The 16771-nt window shown below is 43.9% G+C and carries 19 protein-coding genes and 1 pseudogene; 8 read left to right on the plus strand and 12 right to left on the minus strand.

The genetic code is table 11. The annotated features are described in order from the left end of the window. Nucleotides 1–106: 106 nt before the first annotated feature. Together QUB35_RS14270 and QUB35_RS14275 are read left to right on the plus strand one after the other, a co-directional pair. On the plus strand, nt 107–307 hold the full coding sequence (locus QUB35_RS14270; RefSeq protein WP_333142523.1) for a helix-turn-helix transcriptional regulator: 201 nt from the start codon (nt 107–109) through the stop codon (nt 305–307). 224 nt (nt 308–531) lie between these two features. Beyond that, nucleotides 532–1635 (plus strand): formylglycine-generating enzyme family protein, encoded by a 1104-nt coding sequence (locus QUB35_RS14275; protein ID WP_333142524.1) that lies wholly within the window; start codon nt 532–534, stop codon nt 1633–1635. A 22-nt stretch (nt 1636–1657) separates the two neighbouring features. On the opposite strand, the gene QUB35_RS14280 is transcribed toward QUB35_RS14275, so the two are convergent. Beyond that, nucleotides 1658–1819 carry a hypothetical protein gene (locus QUB35_RS14280; protein ID WP_333142525.1) on the minus strand — a complete coding sequence of 54 codons (162 nt, stop codon included), beginning with the start codon at nt 1817–1819 and terminating at the stop codon, nt 1658–1660. A 16-nt stretch (nt 1820–1835) separates the two neighbouring features. After that, on the minus strand, nt 1836–3122 hold the full coding sequence (locus QUB35_RS14285) for a Glu/Leu/Phe/Val dehydrogenase (protein WP_333142526.1): 1287 nt from the start codon (nt 3120–3122) through the stop codon (nt 1836–1838). A 324-nt stretch (nt 3123–3446) separates the two neighbouring features. Here QUB35_RS14285 and QUB35_RS14290 point away from each other — a divergent pair, with 324 nt between their 5' ends. Then, complete coding sequence (locus QUB35_RS14290; RefSeq protein WP_333142527.1) at nt 3447–4058, plus strand: DUF4126 domain-containing protein; 612 nt, start codon at nt 3447–3449, stop codon at nt 4056–4058. A gap of 338 nt (nt 4059–4396) precedes the next feature. Here QUB35_RS14290 and hemH read toward each other — a convergent pair whose 3' ends face one another. Continuing rightward, nucleotides 4397–5560, minus strand: coding sequence for a ferrochelatase (gene hemH, locus QUB35_RS14295; protein ID WP_333142528.1), 1164 nt, complete (start codon nt 5558–5560; stop codon nt 4397–4399). A gap of 593 nt (nt 5561–6153) precedes the next feature. On the opposite strand from hemH, the gene QUB35_RS14300 reads away from it, so the two are divergent. Both QUB35_RS14300 and QUB35_RS14305 read left to right on the plus strand, forming a co-directional pair. After that, nucleotides 6154–6510, plus strand: a complete 357-nt coding sequence (locus tag QUB35_RS14300) for a hypothetical protein (RefSeq protein ID WP_333142529.1) — start codon at nt 6154–6156, stop codon at nt 6508–6510. Nucleotides 6511–6645: 135 nt separating this feature from the next. Further along, on the plus strand, nt 6646–6852 hold the full coding sequence (locus tag QUB35_RS14305; protein WP_333142530.1) for a hypothetical protein: 207 nt from the start codon (nt 6646–6648) through the stop codon (nt 6850–6852). A gap of 67 nt (nt 6853–6919) precedes the next feature. On the opposite strand, the gene QUB35_RS14310 is transcribed toward QUB35_RS14305, so the two are convergent. From QUB35_RS14310 to QUB35_RS14320, 3 genes are all read right to left on the minus strand, one after another. After that, a complete protein-coding gene (locus QUB35_RS14310; protein ID WP_333142531.1) occupies nt 6920–8044 on the minus strand; it encodes a hypothetical protein in 1125 nt (374 codons plus the stop codon). Nucleotides 8045–8918: 874 nt separating this feature from the next. Then, a complete protein-coding gene (locus tag QUB35_RS14315; protein WP_333142532.1) occupies nt 8919–9617 on the minus strand; it encodes a GDYXXLXY domain-containing protein in 699 nt (232 codons plus the stop codon). Between the two features lie 98 nt (nt 9618–9715). Then, entirely contained in the window at nt 9716–11116 is a 1401-nt protein-coding gene (locus tag QUB35_RS14320; RefSeq protein WP_333142533.1) for a DUF2157 domain-containing protein, read from the minus strand. Between the two features lie 191 nt (nt 11117–11307). On the opposite strand from QUB35_RS14320, the gene QUB35_RS14325 reads away from it, so the two are divergent. Beyond that, nucleotides 11308–11901, plus strand: coding sequence for a Uma2 family endonuclease (locus QUB35_RS14325; protein WP_333142534.1), 594 nt, complete (start codon nt 11308–11310; stop codon nt 11899–11901). A 367-nt stretch (nt 11902–12268) separates the two neighbouring features. Here QUB35_RS14325 and QUB35_RS14330 read toward each other — a convergent pair whose 3' ends face one another. Continuing rightward, the gene (locus tag QUB35_RS14330) at nt 12269–13507 is read right to left on the minus strand and encodes a phospholipase D-like domain-containing protein (protein WP_333142535.1); all 1239 of its coding nucleotides are present in this window, start codon (nt 13505–13507) and stop codon (nt 12269–12271) included. 524 nt (nt 13508–14031) lie between these two features. On the opposite strand from QUB35_RS14330, the gene QUB35_RS14335 reads away from it, so the two are divergent. Continuing rightward, nucleotides 14032–14235 carry a hypothetical protein gene (locus QUB35_RS14335; protein WP_333142536.1) on the plus strand — a complete coding sequence of 68 codons (204 nt, stop codon included), beginning with the start codon at nt 14032–14034 and terminating at the stop codon, nt 14233–14235. 218 nt (nt 14236–14453) lie between these two features. Here QUB35_RS14335 and QUB35_RS14340 read toward each other — a convergent pair whose 3' ends face one another. The 5 genes and pseudogenes from QUB35_RS14340 to QUB35_RS39170 form a co-directional block, all read right to left on the minus strand. Then, a complete protein-coding gene (locus QUB35_RS14340) occupies nt 14454–14684 on the minus strand; it encodes a hypothetical protein (protein WP_333142537.1) in 231 nt (76 codons plus the stop codon). 27 nt (nt 14685–14711) lie between these two features. After that, nucleotides 14712–14927, minus strand: coding sequence for a hypothetical protein (locus QUB35_RS14345; protein ID WP_333142538.1), 216 nt, complete (start codon nt 14925–14927; stop codon nt 14712–14714). 291 nt (nt 14928–15218) lie between these two features. Continuing rightward, nucleotides 15219–15929: a DUF547 domain-containing protein gene (locus tag QUB35_RS14350; RefSeq protein WP_333142539.1), complete on the minus strand. Its 711-nt coding sequence runs from the start codon at nt 15927–15929 to the stop codon at nt 15219–15221. 47 nt (nt 15930–15976) lie between these two features. Continuing rightward, nucleotides 15977–16090, minus strand: a pseudogene (locus QUB35_RS39165) (hypothetical protein); the annotation flags it as partial. A gap of 12 nt (nt 16091–16102) precedes the next feature. Further along, the gene (locus tag QUB35_RS39170) at nt 16103–16225 is read right to left on the minus strand and encodes a pentapeptide repeat-containing protein (RefSeq protein ID WP_445252031.1); all 123 of its coding nucleotides are present in this window, start codon (nt 16223–16225) and stop codon (nt 16103–16105) included. Between the two features lie 369 nt (nt 16226–16594). Between QUB35_RS39170 and QUB35_RS39175 the strand changes: the two genes are divergently transcribed. Beyond that, on the plus strand, nt 16595–16771 hold a 177-nt coding region (locus QUB35_RS39175), incomplete at its 3' end, for a helix-turn-helix domain-containing protein (RefSeq protein ID WP_445252119.1).

The raw sequence follows: 16771 nt of genomic DNA on the forward strand, positions 1-16771 counted from the left end.
ATCAATAATCTCGTAAACCCGCCCCCACCCAACGATCAAGTCGTTCCGTATCAGGCATAATTAATTTGTCTCCTTAACCATAGGAATTCTGAAATCGGTACAGTGAATGAGTAGTGTGGGGGAAAAACTCAAACAGCGACGCCAATCGCTGTCTTTGACACAGCAGCAAGTTGCTGATGAATTGGGCGTGACTGTAACCACTGTGAAAAATTGGGAAGCGGGCAGACATATTCCAAAACTCTATCTCGAACAGACGAAAGCATTGTGCGACCTCCTGAAGCTGTCCTTAGACGATTTGGTAAATTAAATATTTGTATGGTGCGTCGCTACGAGATTTTCAAGGCGAACCGCAGATTATAGACAGCGACGCACCCTACGGTATCTATATCCGTTGATTATTCGGCGGTTGAAACCGCGTCTTGTCAAACGAAGTCCACCTGCGCGGACTAAGAAATGAGGGGGATATTTAAGCCGCATTTGGTTATCGTAGAGTAAAGTTGTGCTGAATTCAAAGGCAGAGGCTAAGGTTCAATGTCAAACCACCAAAATGAACCTAGAGAATACGATGCCGTCCTCGGCGGTCAAAGTTCAATTCCTGTCAATGCTGCGGTACTCGGAGGCATCCCAGGCGTTAAAAGCCGCTTAGCTTCGCCCGCTGTCGAAGTTAGAATCGCCGCACTCTCTGAAGCGCTGAAATATGGAGAAGCTGGGTTAGATTTGATAAGAATTCAAGCATTGCGGGATAACTCAATGCAGCTAAAATTAGCTGCCTATGCACTGCTGAAAGATAGGGATGACTTAAAGATAAAACCGCAGTTCCAAGACTATCTCCCCACATTTGAATTTGATGTCATCACAGTAGATTCGTATGGGAGAGAAAATAGCCGCACTAAGTCATTTGCTCACTTTTTTCCTGAAGACTTAGGTAACTCAATTGTACTAGAAATGGTTTACATTTCCGGCGGCACATTTATGATGGGTTGCCCCAACGACGAAGAGGGAGTAAATTATCAGCAAAGTCACCAGCATCAAGTCACAGTACCCACTTTTTATGCAGGCAAATACCCCATCACCCAAGCACAGTGGCAAGCAGTGATGGGAAACCACCCATCCCGTTTCCAAGGTGAAAAACGTCCTGTAGAAAATGTATCGTGGGATGATGCCGTAGAATTCTGTGGCAAACTCTCGCTACAAACCGGGAAAAAATATCGCCTATTGAGTGAAGCAGAATGGGAATACGCCTGTCGTGCGGGTACAACAACCCCATTTCATTTTGGGGAAACCATTACCCCGGAATTAGTCAACTATAAGGGATACGGGCGCTACGCAAACGCCCCCACAGGACTTTCCCGTGAACAAACAACCGATGTCGGGAGTTTTCCCCCCAATGCTTTTGGACTGTGCGATATGCACGGCAATGTTTTGGAGTGGTGCAGCGATACGTGGCACGAAGACTGGAACGGTGCACCAACTGACGGAAGTTCCTGGGAAACTGGCAGAAGGGATGTTCGAGTCCTGCGTGGCGGTTCCTGGTTCGATACTGCGCTTACTTGCCGCAGTGCCTATCGTGTCAGGGTTTGTGTGGGCCATCGCTTCCAGCTCATAGGTTTTCGCGTGGCTCTGGTTTTCGCGTAATCTCCGTAGCTAGATGACCTACTTATTTAATAATATCTTTTCTCTTTTGCAGCAGCAAAGTTACGCTTAAATAAACTGCTGCGTGCAATCCTAAAATTCCCCAATTCAAAGCCAAGTTTTGCCAAGTTGGTTGGTAGACTGCACTCTTATCGAATAAGTGCGGTAAGATTGTACGATCGCACAATCTTACCGCACTTTTCTCAACCGTTCACATAATAATCGCGCGTTCCCTTCGCATTCATCGCTTCTCCGAGTCGATTTAACCCGTACACGTAAGCAGCAGTTCTCATGGAAACTGACAATTCCTGAGATTTTCTCCAAATTGCCTCAGTTTCTTCGACCATTTTATGCTTCAACCGCTGGTTGACTTCATCCAGCGTCCAATAAAGCCCGCTGCGGTTTTGCACCCACTCAAAATAACTAACCGTTACGCCTCCGGCATTGACTAAAATATCAGGGATTACCTGAATTCCCCTCGCTTCTAAAATCAAATCAGCAGCAGAATCAATCGGCCCGTTAGCTACTTCAAAAATAAACTTAGCCTTAACATCATTAACATTGGCTTCTGTGATTTGATTCTCCAAAGCTGCTGGAACCAGCACGTCTACATCTAATGCTAAAAGCTGTTCATTTGTCAAGATTTCGTGTTCGATAATATTGCAAACAGAACCTTCGCAGTAAAGAGCTTTGATACCTTTGTTAGAGTCTTTAAAACCTCGAATACTGGGGATATCCAGCCCTTGTTTAGCATAAATTCCCCCTTGGGAATCGCTGACAGCAACAACTTTGTAACCTGCTTTCCAGAGCAGTTCAGCTATTTCGGCACCGGCATTACCAAAACCTTGTACCGCTACAGTTGTATCTTGAGGATTTAGCTCAAATTTGGGTAGAAGAGTTTGTACTACAAAAAAAGCACCCATTGCTGTTGCGGTATCTCTGCCCAAACTCCCACCAATTGTCACTGGTTTACCAGTCACAACCGCTGGAGAAAGCTGCCGCTTAATAATATTGTACTGATCCATCATCCAACCCATAATCATGGGATTGGTGTAGACATCCGGCGCGGGAATATCGACATCGGGGCCGATGAAATCTGCGATCGCATCGACATAGCCCCGGCTCAACCGTTCCAATTCCAGTTTGGACAATTCCTTGGGATTGAGAGTAATTCCGCCCTTGGCTCCTCCAAAGGGCAAGTTCAAAACTGCACATTTAAAAGTCATCCAAAATGCTAAGGATTGCACTTCATCAAGGGAGACTCCCGGATGATAGCGCACTCCTCCTTTAGACGGGCCTCTGGTATTGTCGTAGCGCACCCGATAACCTTGGAAAATTCGCAGGGAACCGTCGTCCATCCGCACGGGTATCGATACAATTAAACTGGATTTGGGGTGTTTCAGCCGTTCGATCGTATCCTCGGAAAGGGACACATATTTTAAGGCTCGTTCTAATCGGCGGCTGGCATCGGCAAATAATGATTCAGACATAATAAGTTAGTTGACTGTTGACTGTTGACTGTTGTTAGTTGACTGTTGTCAGAGAGAAGAAGGCTTCTGGTGCTTAAGCTAATTTAATCACAATCCTGGTTGAATGCTGCCTCCTTTCTTCTGGCAACAGTCAACTACCTTGTGTCGATCGACTTTTCGAGCAGTGCCAAGCAGCGATTAAGCAGATACACTTACAATAGAGGGTGATATTTAAGCTCAAGCCGCAATTTGAGTTCGATCGCTCAAATCACTGGCAGCCATCAGGGGAATTAAATTCTGAAATAGATCGAGGCTTTAGCTGACGTTAGAAACTGAATTATTATTATGGTTGGACTCCTAGCCGCACTCTCTGCGTCTGCGGCAGGGGGTATGAGAATTGCCCTGCCCCTGCTGTTAATTGGTTTGTTGCGGATTGACAAACTTTGGTCGGAAATACCTCTATTGTCGGGGGTTCCCCCCCAGGTGGCTATCACCATCTTGGTGAGTTGGTCGCTGTTAGAGTTATTTGCTTCTAAAACCTTTGTAGGACAGCGGGTACTGCAAATTGTGCAAATTATTTTCAGTCCCATTGTAGGAGCAATTATGGGAATTTCGATCGCTCAGGTAAGTTCGATCGACGAAATTATTGCTCACCCTTGGATGCTGTGGATAATTGGTATTGTCGGAGGTTTGTTGGCTTTAGTGCTGCAACTGGTACAAGCAGGATGGTTTTACCGGCTGCGGGGTTTGCCGATTTGGGTGATTTTCCTCCAAGATGTTCTGTGCATTTCCTTGGTTTTGTTTGCCTTTGACGCCCCGCGGCAGGGAGGATTAGTGGCTATGATCCTGCTGTGGCTGGCAATTCGCAGTTCTAAAGAGTGGTATCGCTGGTACAAAAGTCAGGGAATACCGGGCGATAGGGGAAATCCCCGCCGCCGCAAGCGCGATCCTGATTAGTTAGTGATTAGTTATTGGTGATTAGTTATTGGTGATTAGTCATATCGTTTACGGTTGTTTCGGAATGATTTAACCGCAGAGACCGCAGAGGGCGCTGAGGAAGAGAAGAGAGAGATGAATAATTCCGATACCAACGGATTTTATATCATTAGTCATTTTTAACAACAGTGAACAGTCAACTGTCAACTGTCAACTGTCAACTGTCAATTTAAACTGATATCTTGTACCATTCTCGCTTAACAGGCAAGATGCCTGTTCCACAATAAAATTCACTCTTTGTGGAACAGGCATCTTGCCTGTTCATAAAAAGCTTATTGAGAATGGTGCAACATTTGAGTTTAAAGCAATCCGATCGAGTGTAGCGGGCCCTGACCCGTAATTAACTCCAGCAATAGTGCCACAAAACCAATCATCGCCACACGACCGTTCCAGACTTCCGCCCCCGTGGTCAAACCCCACTCCCACTGCTCTTGAGGGTACATTTTCACTTTCTTGGAAGGGCGTATAACATCGGAGAATTTAACGCTGGGAGATTCGATCGACTCGATGACTAAATCAGCCAAGGCTTCAATAAACACCGGATGAGTATTCAGGGCGGGCACTCGGTAGAAATTTTCAATCCCCGATTCTTCTGCTAATTCTCGATACTCCATGTCAATTTCTTGTAGAGTCTCGATGTGTTCGGAAACAAAACTAATCGGAACTACCAACAAATCTTGGACTCCATTTTCTGCCAATTCGGTAATGGCGTCTTCGGTGTAAGGCTTGAGCCATTCCACCGGGCCAACCCGACTTTGATAAGCTAGAGTGTGTTCGTTCGATCGATCTAAATGTTCCATAATCAGACGAGTGCAATCTTCAATCTCGCGCTGATAGGGGTCTCCAGCCTCTTCTACGTAGCTGAGGGGGACGCCGTGGGCGCTGAAAAAGATGTGAACTCGATCGGGATTCGGATTGTGGTCTAGTTGTTGGGCTATCAATTCCGACATTGCCTGAATGTAACCAGGCCGCTGATACCAAGAAGGAATCGCGGTATATTGTATATCCTTGAGGGCAGGATCTTTGCCCCACATTTCTTCTAGCTGCCGGAAGCTAGAACCGCTGGTGCTGATGGAAAATTGAGGATACAGCGGCAAGATTGTCAAATGTTCAATGCGATCGCGCTTAATTTTGGCTATCGCTTCTTCGGTAAAAGGATGCCAGTAGCGCATCCCCACGTATACTCGAGCATCTTGTCCCTTTTCTTGCAAGAGTTCTTGCAGGGCTAGGGCTTGTTCCTCGGTAATTCGCCGCAAAGGAGAGCCGCCACCGATTTGGCGGTAGTTTTCCTGGGATTTTTGAAAGCGCAGGGTCGAAATCAACCAGGCGAGCGGTTTTTGCATCCACGGAAACGGGATGCGAATGATTTCCGGGTCAGCAAACAAGTTGAACAGGAAAGGACGGACATCCTCGATTTGATCTGGCCCGCCCAAGTTTAATAGCAATACTCCCACACGACCCATAGCGGTTACAGCTCTCCCATCGTCTCAGTTCTGTTACTTATCTTTATGATATAACTTATTGACACTCCTCGACTATCAGGCGCGAGGATTCTTGGATCAATGACTGACCTTACTATTCACTATCCTTACGGCAATGCTTAAACCTTTCAACCGTGGTCTACCACCAATTGACGAGCTTAACTTAGTGAATCCCAGAGGGTCTATCTCCCCAAGCGTACTAGGATACGAACCTAGAGTTCAGGCGTGCCCCGCCTTACTTGAACCGTCAACAAAGTGTTTCGTTCTCTGGATATTGGGATGTTATTTTTAAATCCCTAGCTGTATAGCGAGTTTTCGCTGCTCTTTGCCCCTAAATTTATGCCTGAAAGTGTGTCTTAACTGTTTCACGATGGCAAAGGAGTTTCACCTTGGCCACTTAATTCTAACCTGACTGAGGATTGTTTTGTCAAACATTTCACGTTTATCCAATAGAAAGCCGTCCTATAAGGACGGGGTTTTAAACCCAGTTTTTTGATAATATCTTAAGTCGATAGCAAGGTATACATAATTTTGACTATGGCAACAATTTTTAGAGATTTAAGTTATCGGTATCAGTGTATCTAGGATTGCGATCGCGCGTCTGGCTGCGAGTGAGCGTAGGCGGCAATACTCGTTTGGGTCAACTAGCCTGGGAAAATTTAACCGTCAGCGCCGAAACTAAAGTTTTAGACGGTTGCTGCGGTAGCGGTCAAACTAAGCAATTTCTGGTGCAATATTTCCCGGATGTCACAGGACTTCACGCTTCGCGATTATCTCTGCAACGGCCAAGGAAAAATGTACCATCAGCCAATTATTATTTAAAAGCTTTTGCCGACTGTCAGTTTGACAGGAGTACACAGCAGCGTTGCGATGCACGAAATGCAACGGGCGCAATTGCGACAAATCTTTCAGGAAGTATACCGCGTGCTTAAGCCCGGTAATCTATTCATTTTGGTAGATTTTCATCGACCCACAAATCCGGTATTTTGGCCAGGGTTGGCTGTATTTTTGTTGTTATTGGAGACTGAAACTGCTTGAAAGTCGCTCGAAACTGACTGGGGAGTTTGTTGGCAGAGGTAGAATGGCGATCGTACAATTCCGAAGGAACTCCACAACCAAAACTTTATGCTGACGGCAGCATTCAAGTAATCCAAGTTCAAAAGTCAGTTGACAGTTGTCAGTTGACAGTTGTCATTAGTGCGCGGGGAAGAAACCGGGTTTCTACGAATTTTGGGTTGAGTGACGATAAATATCGGGAGAAACCCGGTTTCTGAGGTCGGCGCGCGCATCTTACTATACTTGTCAACTAATGACTAATGACTACTGACTAATGACTACTGACTAAACAAACTTTTTCGCTTCTGCCAAAGCTGCCTCAAACTTGAGCAATACATCCTTTTCGGTGTGAATAGCTTTCTCTTGTTCCAGCAGCGGGCGACCAAAGCGAAAAATGCCGTCCTGTTCTACGTGGTCTACATAAGGCAGCGTTTCTGGATGTGGCAAAAATTTTCTGCCGATTGGGTACGGCGTGTGGAAAGAAAAACTAAAATCGGGAAACTTGTCGCTTTTTATTTCGAGATAGTAAAGCGAGTAATAATCTTTGATGTCGGAGTACACGCATTCGCGGCACTTATTTACAAGTTTGCGGTTCTGATAGAAAAAATCCCACTTATCCCAAAAGTAGCCATCTTTCATCATTTCCTGGTGGTCGTCGCACAGTTCGAGATATAATTTGTCAGAATCCGCCGGACGGTAGAAGTAAAGCATGGCGTAGGGCATCTCAATCAGTAACTTGACTGCTTGATTTTTTCGCTGATACCATTCCTGTTGGTTAGTTTCGTAGACTTCCTTATATTTATTAATTGCTTTAAAGCTGTTGAGCTGATTTTCTTTTGCCCAGCGCGATGCCCAAACTGTCCAGTAAGCTAGCTGGAAGGTTGCTGAAATTTCCGCCGAACCTTGTTCTTTCCAGTCGGCAATGATTTTTTCCCACTCGGAACTAAAAGCTAGTCGTGATTGTTCGTTTTCTTCAGGCTTTTCTGTATTGATTGGGGTGGGTATTTGGTGATTTTTTTTAATCAGCCCTTTGGGTTCTTTGCGCCAATTATTAATATCGGTTGGCGTTAGACTTAAGATGAATCTTCTGTCGTGAACGGGATATTCTAAATGGATTCCTGATTTGCGGAAAGAGCGGTATTCTAAAATAGGGAGTTTGTCTTGTTCAATCCACTGCTGGCGTTCTGCTGGCGAACACTTGAGTATTGCTTCTAATTCCACGGGATCGACGGCTAATTCACTTTTGAATGTCTCCCAAAATCTTTCTTGTTCGGCTGGATTTGCTTCCAGGAGGGATACAATTCGGTTGACGAGATGATCGGTTTGGTCTTGGCAATTTTCGGGAAGTCCTAAGAAGTCGAGGAGTTTGGTCTTGAGTATTCGTCTGGCTGAGATTAGCTCGGCTAACATGAGAAGCTCCAGTAGAGTCATGACTTGCGCCCTTGAACTGGCAAGATTTGCACAAGTCTTATCGGAAAGTTGGGTTTAAAACCCCGTTCTTCTAGAACGGCTTTAATTTCTTAAATCTATTCTAACAATACTCCGGACAGTTTTTGGAACGATACTACAAGCTTACGCGGGGCAAGGATCATAAAAAAGTCGAATTAAATGTAAGTCCGGCGTGGATCTGACATTGATTTAATTATCCATAGTGGCTCAAAGTCTTAGAGCATAAGCCATTGGGCCCTATAAAAACTGTCCGGACTATTGTTCTAAAAAATCAGGGAATTGCTGGTTTTTTTGTAGTATACTGCAAAAGTCAAGGTTAAACTCCTTTGCCCTCGTGAAACAGTTAAGACACACTTTTAGGCACAAACTGGGGACACAGAGCGGCGAAAACTCTTAAAACAGCTAGGGGATTAATACATCCTCGTTACCAGAAAACAAAGAACTTTTTCATTTGTTAGGTAGGGTAGGGCATATCCGAACTCTAGGCTCAGTATCCTAGTACGCTTTTGGAGACAGACCCTCTGGAGTGTTTTGAGTTAAGCTCGTCAATGGGTAGTATTTCCTACGGTTGAAAAGTTTAAGAATTGCCGCGAGGACATGGCGCTTAAAGGTTAGTCGATGAATTAAGAATCCCCACGCCTTTAGGCTGGGGAGTGTCAAATATCTTAATAGATTCTCCTGGGTTGTCGGCAATTGAAAGGTCTGCGCGAGGGAAGCTATCCCGATCGCGCCTGCTGGCCCGTTGCGGTAGGGTATCGCCCAACCTCCGCCCCCTCCCTAAGCTAAAATACTCAAAACCAGGGCAAAAGGCCGATCGACCTTTTGGCCTTATTGGCTAAAATCGATAATTGCGATCGCGCACCCACAAACTCACAGGCACAGCATGGCCTGTTTTGTCAACCTTTACTTCTACCAAAAAAGATTGTCGCTGCTTCCTTTGAGCTTCGCTAATCTCCTGATTGACTTTTTCCCTTTCATCCTCTGGCATATAATAAGTTTCTAAGCCGTATTCCATCTGCCAACCGTTATATTTGCCCTTAATTGCGATTTGATTGGCGGGCAAATTGGCCGGATTTTCCAGACTGACGCGGACGGGTTTCCAAGCTTGGGGGCGGCCGGGATTAGTGGCGGCTTTTGGCGCTTCTAAAATTACATAAAAACTGGTTTGTGGCTTGACATTGTGCGTATTTTGTGGACAAACAACTGCGGGCGGACAATATATTTTTTCCGTCGCTAAATCTTTCCAGCCGGGGAGTTTTTGGAGATTTGTGCTAGCGGAAATATCATAGCTCAAAACTTGGTAATATCCGCGCAAAAAGTCGTAAGGATCTACTGGTGCTGTTTGCAGGACAACTGTTTTGCCAGTAATAAAAGTGTAAACGGCGGTGGCGGGTACGGCGGCAATTAGTCCGATTTGCAAGAGTAGAGGAACCCACATTCGCCACGCGGGAAGGCGTTTTGCTTCCGGGGGAAGCTGAAACAGATTTGTTGTATCTGGATTGTTAACTAATAAGTCAATGTTGTTTGTGTTCATGTTATGTATGGGTTATATTGTTTACGGTTGTTTGGGAATGATTAAACCACAGAGAACGCTGAGGGCGCTGAGTGAGAGAAGAGAGAGATGAATAATTTCTATTCATCGGGGATTTTTGCGAAGTGGCGCTCGAACCACAAACCCGCAGCAATTACGCCAATTCCGCACAAAACAAAGACAAAAGATTTGAGCAACAATCCTGTGTTATATTCAAAGACTCGGCTGATAATTTGCAGGGTGATTAATACCATGCCTCCCCAAAAAGTCCGGCGGTTTCCTAATGCTAAACCTTCTCGGATTAAGCCGACAGCGAGCAAAAATGATAAAACATTGAACAGAAAAGTTGCTAATTGAGGAAGGGGAGTAAAATTGAGGTGAATAAGCGGTATTAAGGCGCTGGCGAGGATTAAAATGCCGATCGCACTTGTAGTCAAATCCACTGCTTTTTGTTTTGGTCGCCGCAGTTCCAAACGTCCCAAACGCAGCCATTCAAACAGCGTGAAACCGCCCAAAACAGCCACATTTGCCAGCAAAACCCAATCCGACTCCGTTGGCGCAGGATTCGGCAAATCTTGCCACCACCAGTGGAAAGAAAGAACATAAAATACACCGGCGAGAAACAGCAGGGCTAAACTGCGGGCGGTAGGTTGAAACAGCTTGTTGCGTACCTTGGGCCAGATTGCATCGTCGTATCCCCACAGCAAAGCGGGCGGTAGGGCACAAAAAATTGCAGCAGCCCAGGTTAGATTTAACCCTTGGACGATAGAAACTTGTAGGGAAAAAATTATCGCGATCGCACCTATGGCAAAAATAGCACGCGATCGACACCAATAAGCCAGCGGCACAAACATTATACTGGCTGCGATCGGCATTTGCCGCACCAAAACTTCCAGCCAAGAAAACTCGACTTTGGAAGACCAATCTAACACGGCAAACCAATAGCCCCAACCGATTAAAAGTGCGGACAAAACGCCCAAGGAAGTCAACCGCAAACTGTAAGCCATTCCGAGCACGCCGATTCCCCAAGCAAGGAAAAGTCCGTAGGAAGAACCGCCAATGTGGAACATTTGCGCCATCAATGCCATATTTGCTCCTAAAATCAGAGCACCTAACAGCAACAATCCTTCACCTAGGAGTTTGTTTCGCCCTTTTGTTGCGGGCATATTGGGATTGGAGTTTTTGCTTCGGGATGGGGGAATTCGCCACAGATAGAAACCTGCTGCATTGACTGCTACGAAAAGACTTAGCAGCAGTGCCACTCTCACTTCGCGCGACCAAACTTGCCAGTTTGCGGCTACAAAGGTGATGACTCCTATACCGAGGAGAATGCCGCCGAGACTCATCAGAATGCTGAGGAATCGGTTGCGGGAGGCGGTTTCGAGTGTGTTGAATTGGTAGCGTTCCGAAAGTTGTTGGTAGAATGAAGTGTCGATGAGTCCTTCTGCTTGCCAGAGTTTGGCTTGTTCTCGCAACTCGCGCCGAAATTTATCTGAAATCATTTTTAATATTCCAGAGGATTTGAACTGTGATAGTTATTAATATGTCACTTGTAAGTCGATTGTCGATGGAGGCTGGGACACCTGCTGAACTTGCACAGCAGATTTGATTGATATCCTGCGGCTGTTCAAACCGTTTCTACATAAACAAACTCCCAGCAGAAAGGAACGAATAAATCAAGGAATGTAATATTATGGTACAAGCTCAATCTAAAAAATTAACTTTTGACGAGTACCTTAATTACTCACATGATACGGGTCAACGCTATGAGTTAATTGATGGGGAGTTAATAGCTTTGCCACCAGAATCGGAACCTAATAATTTCATTGCTAACTATCTATTTTTCTATTTTGCTAGCAGCGGGCTAGTGCCACTCAGGCTGATTAAAACGCATAATTGCGAGGTTCAAGTTGCCGTTTTGCGATCGGGAGATGCGGCCAACCGCTACCCCGATTTGATAATTCTTGAACCTGAACACATTCCGCTGACAGCAACCAGGCTAACTATCACTTTCGATATGCTGCCCCCTCGGTTTGTTGTGGAGGTAGTGAGTCCGGGTAGAGTGGGCAGCGATCGGGATTACGAGCGCAAACGAGCTCAGTACGCAGCGCGGGGCATCGCAGAGTATTGGGTTATCGATCCAATAGAAGAATTGGTGACGGTTTTGCGGCTTGAGGAGGGGCAATATGTTGAGGTTGGGGTATTTCGGGATGGAGAGGCGATCGTATCTCCGATGTTTCCACAGCTAAGTTTGACGGTTCAACAGATTTTGAGTGGAGAGGTTTAAGGGCGGATCAATAGCTAATTGGTTAGCATTCATCTAATCACCTACCGATTAGTGAAAATCTCCACCCTCAACCTGATTGAGGCCATGTTTCAATCCCTGATAGGGATTTAGGTTGATTGCAACCTGTAAGTTTCGCTAACAGTCACACCATTTTTAGATAGTGACGTGAGAATATCATCAACCTTACTTTGCTAAATAAATCTAGGCGGGGATAGTCACATTTCCCCGCCTAAGCCCTATAACCCTTGCAGTATGGATGGTATGGTATGTAAATGCTTTAAGGTATTAAACCCACTACAGCTAATTTGTAGTGGGTTTTTTATTCTCATTATATAGTTATAAATTTTTAACAATAACTGGTAAATTATTAATCTATCAAATCAAACAAGTTGTCATTAATATTACCTTTAGTAAGAATTAAATTCACAAAATCACTAATACAAATACCATGATTTCCAAACCATATATAATCACCAAAATTATCAGTATAATTTGTGTATCTATACCCGTTACTATTAAACACAGATCCTCTAACAATGAGATTTAATTTTTCTAAAAGTAAGGATCTAGACATCACATTTCCCGAGTCTATTTGTTGCAAAAATTCTAATAAAGTTTGCTGACAATTGTAAATAGCATAACTAATTGAAAATGAATTGCCCTTATAGATTATCCATTGATTATTATCATTTTCTATTCGTTTATAGTCGTTTGGCACACTACATATACCATAACCTTGAGGATGATCCATAGACGCTGAAGCCCTAATAAATTCTTCGGCAAGCTCTTTTTCTATCCTGCCATTTGGTATAAGTTGTTGTAGTTTAGATATAGTTGTATTAACTATATTTCTTCTAAATTCTTGTTGTTTTCTCACTTCTTCTTGTTGTCTCAGTTCCTCTTTTAATCTTATTTTTTCAGCTTCTTCAATTAATCTTTGTTTCCTTAATTCTTCTTTTTGTCTCCATTCTTCTTTTTGTCTCATTTCTTCTTGTTGTCTCATTTCTTCTTCTTGTCTTTTTACTTCAGCTTCTTCAATTAATCTTTGTTCTTCCCAAAATTCAATCTCTAAATCATTCATTTCTTTTTTTAATTCACGATTAATTAAACTAAATTTTTTCCTTAAATCTTTTATTTTTAATTCTAGCTGTTGAATCATTTCAAAAGTGATAGGTTTACGTTGAAAAATCCATTTATTTAATAAAAGTTCAATTTTTTCAACTTCTTTATTGTCAAATGTTATGACACTAGCTTCTTTGTTTTTTACGCCATTCCTAGTTAAATTCTGACTTCCTATAGTAGCAAATCGACCTGGTGAAATAATTATTTTCGCATGAAGTCTTGGTAAATGATAAAGTTGACATCCTCTTTCATATAATTTTTTTAAGGTTTTTAATGACGAACCACCAGAAATAAAATTATGGACAGAAAAGATTGTGTATACCTCACAATTAGCAACTTGTGAATCTCTTAAAATTCCTTCTGCTGTTTTTGATGTCAAGTAAGGTGAAAGTATTATTAGCTTATCATTATCATCAAGTTTCTTAATTTCAGCGTGCCAACGACGGCTAATATTTTTTAAATAGTAATAAGGTGGTTTTCGCATATTTTTCAACAACTGAGTTAATTAAATAAATTATACAAAATAAAAACATCAATCATTTACATCTTAAGGTTTGAAGCATAAAAGCTAGACAGTGCGAAAGTCTCACCGCTCCCACCGCTCTCTCACGGCGTTGTACCGCTCGACACTGCCACCGCCCCGCGCTTTGACCGCTCCGACCGTGCCACCTCTCCCACACCCTCCCAGTTTTTAAAAAAGCTGTGGGTTGCAACGTGCAAGAGTGAAGCAAAAAAACTAGACCGCTCCGACCTTGCTGCTATACCGTGCCACCGCTCCGACAGTCCGATCGCTCCGACCGACACTGCCTACCACCGCTCCAACCTCTCCGACCGCGCTAGACTTACCAACGAAACAATCGCCTCGATACCTTTATTCTTTGATTCATAATTCAGCAATATCCTGACCTTGGGCTTAAAAGTGCTAGGGCTGGGTAAAACTTTATACCTATTGGGGCTAATATATGTAAATATTGATATTCAAGCTATCTTGTTTGGAGGTAAAACCGTATGTCTATGAGAGAAAAAGTTTTTCTTAATGAAAATAAGAATGACTTTGCTATTTTAGAATTTAGTTATACAGAACTTGTTACTAAGATTGAGTTTTATAGATCTGGTCAATTATGGGATAAGGATACATACTTTTGTACATATCCCCTTTCTAAAGAGAAAGCTATTAAAAAAGCGAACGAAATATACAATAGTTCTTGGTAGTAATTTATAAAGTACAGATAATTATCTATTTCCCCGCCTAGAATATGGAATCATTGAAACCAAATCAGGGAACTTATATTTTCTGATTTAGAGCCTCAAATACCTATAAAAAAACCTAGGCGGGGATAGCCAAATTTCCCAGACTAGCTCTTGAAACTGTTACGACAAGGTGGTAGGGTAAAGTTTACTCTGCATAACAGGTTTTTAAAATAGGATTATTACTGAGATTCTGATTCTTGGCTAGCCATTACTTTTAGAAAACCAAAAGCTAACAACCCTCCTACTGCCACAACACCCGCTATAGGTAAAGCTACGGTTGTAGTGGTGGTAAACCCTATAACTCCAAGAATCCCCGGAGCCGAAGAAGTAATTGTAGCAATTGTCAAAGAACCTGTCCCAGTAGCTGCCGCTGCACTGGTAATAGCACCCACAATTTTCAAATCATCCATAGCTCTTCCCTAAGATATCTAAAATCATTAATTGAAAAACGCTTTCTTGAGTCCGTATACTGCTAAACCAACAACAGCACCAGCCGCAACAACGGGGGCAGCAGTAATGGCAATACCACCACCCGCAGCTACTAAACCCATATTACCTACTACTCCAGCTACACCAGCTCCAGCCGCAAGACCACCAGCTACATACCCAACTACCTCTGCTTTATCTTCAGAGTCATCTTTATGTTTAGACATTTATCATTTCTCCAAAATAGAGGGATTACAAGTAAGTCCTATTGCATAATTTAACCTTTTTTCAATTCAGTGTCTACCGTAAAGATACTTAAACATCAACTCTTTACATAAAGACCTGTAACAGTGCCAACCTATCCGACTGTGCCAGCAAGTCGATCACCCTGTTGCCTCAAAATCATCCGATCGCCTCGGAGTCATCCGATCGCCCTGTTGAATCTGGCAATTTGAAGGGGTAACGACAGCCGAAAAAAATCACCCCCTCAAAAAAACACCTACCCACAGGCGCAAATCTCAACCTTCAACCCGATTCAAATTCCAGTCATAGGGCAAAAAAACGATCGCCCATCCATCACTCACAGCCGCCTCCGGCCCCAAATAACCGCCCACATACTCAGCCACCGAACCCGCCGCCTTCACAAAATCCTCCCCGTACCACTTAAAAATCTTGCTCAAATAAAGCGTCTTTTTCTCGGCATCATATCGCACCTTATCAGGATTGTGAATAAAACGGCTGGCATCCGCTTCTAGTTGAGTCCGTACCGACTCGGGGAAATAAGCCCCCCGGCGCAGCAGCGGGCACCCGACAGAAGCGCAAACTAATGCAAAATGGATGCGCGGTTCCGCAAATTCCGGCCGCAAAATGCCGTGTTCGATTTGATTGAGACTGTACTTTTTGCCGCCAATAATCGAATTGGAACGAGTGAAAAAATCCAAAAAACTCAGCCAGTTGGGAATTCCCAAAATTTTGGGACGGATGGACGCGATCGGATATACTTCCAGAACTTGAGAAATTGCGATCGCATTATACGCATTCAGCCACAACGCCAGCCGCGCATCCGCATCAGTACCATCCGCCAAATCCACATCGGCCAAACTTTCCAGCCACGCCCTCAAAACATCCGCCCCCTCAGCTTTCCAGCCCCGATAATTGACGCGGCCGAAATCGTCAACGTAGCGTTGCAGCAACTCGTCCCAAATCGTAAAGTCGATCGTACCGATCATTTATTGCTACCCCTAATATAAGGCGGGCATTGCTTTAGCTTCTGCATCTATTTAATACTACCGTCAACCCAAATAATACCTCCAACGGTAGGATTTTTTAGATTAGACCTGTTAAACGGGCTCTGGATTAAATTAGCTTGAGTAAAATTAGTACCTTGTAAATTAGCTTGCCGCTAAGAAGCCCCGCTCAAAGTTGCCCCGGATAAATTAGCTTCCCTAAAATTTGCTTCTCTCAAATCTGCCCCTTGCAAATTGGCATTTGCTAAACTCGCCTGCGGTAGAGGAATGCTTATCAAATCGCCGCCCGGACACTGGTTACTTTACCACAATTAATTGATTTGCTGGGGGTTAGGTGCAATCACTGGTGTAGCCAACCCGAAAATCATTCCCCATGAAACTGCTCCCAAAGTTACAGATTTCCTGCTCTTTACATTCTACAATCTTAACTACCAGCCGGGAAGTCCCTCGGTATATTTAGAGGGGATTAATCTGAGCGCTGCGCGAAGTACCTCGTTGGGAATTACTCCTTGGGATGAAAGGCTCGTCGGGTGTACGTACCCAAAGCGACAATTAGACATTGCGAGTACCTTTAACTTTGATGTACTTCCTAGATATTAAAACAAAAGAAATGGTATATTAAGGTAGGTCGAAAAAAGAAGCTAAAAATGCAACTCACTTACAAATACCGCCTCAAACCAACCAAGCCCCAACTAGCAACTATTGTGGCTCATTTAGAACTCTGCCGTCGGCAGTACAACTACCGACTCGGCGAAAGATTTAGGTGGTGGGAAACCACGAGAACACCTATCAACGCCTGCCCATTGATTGTTTCGATAGTCCCT

This window comes from Microcoleus sp. B13-B6, from assembly GCF_036705405.1.
In the GTDB taxonomy this organism is placed as follows: domain Bacteria; phylum Cyanobacteriota; class Cyanobacteriia; order Cyanobacteriales; family Microcoleaceae; genus Microcoleus.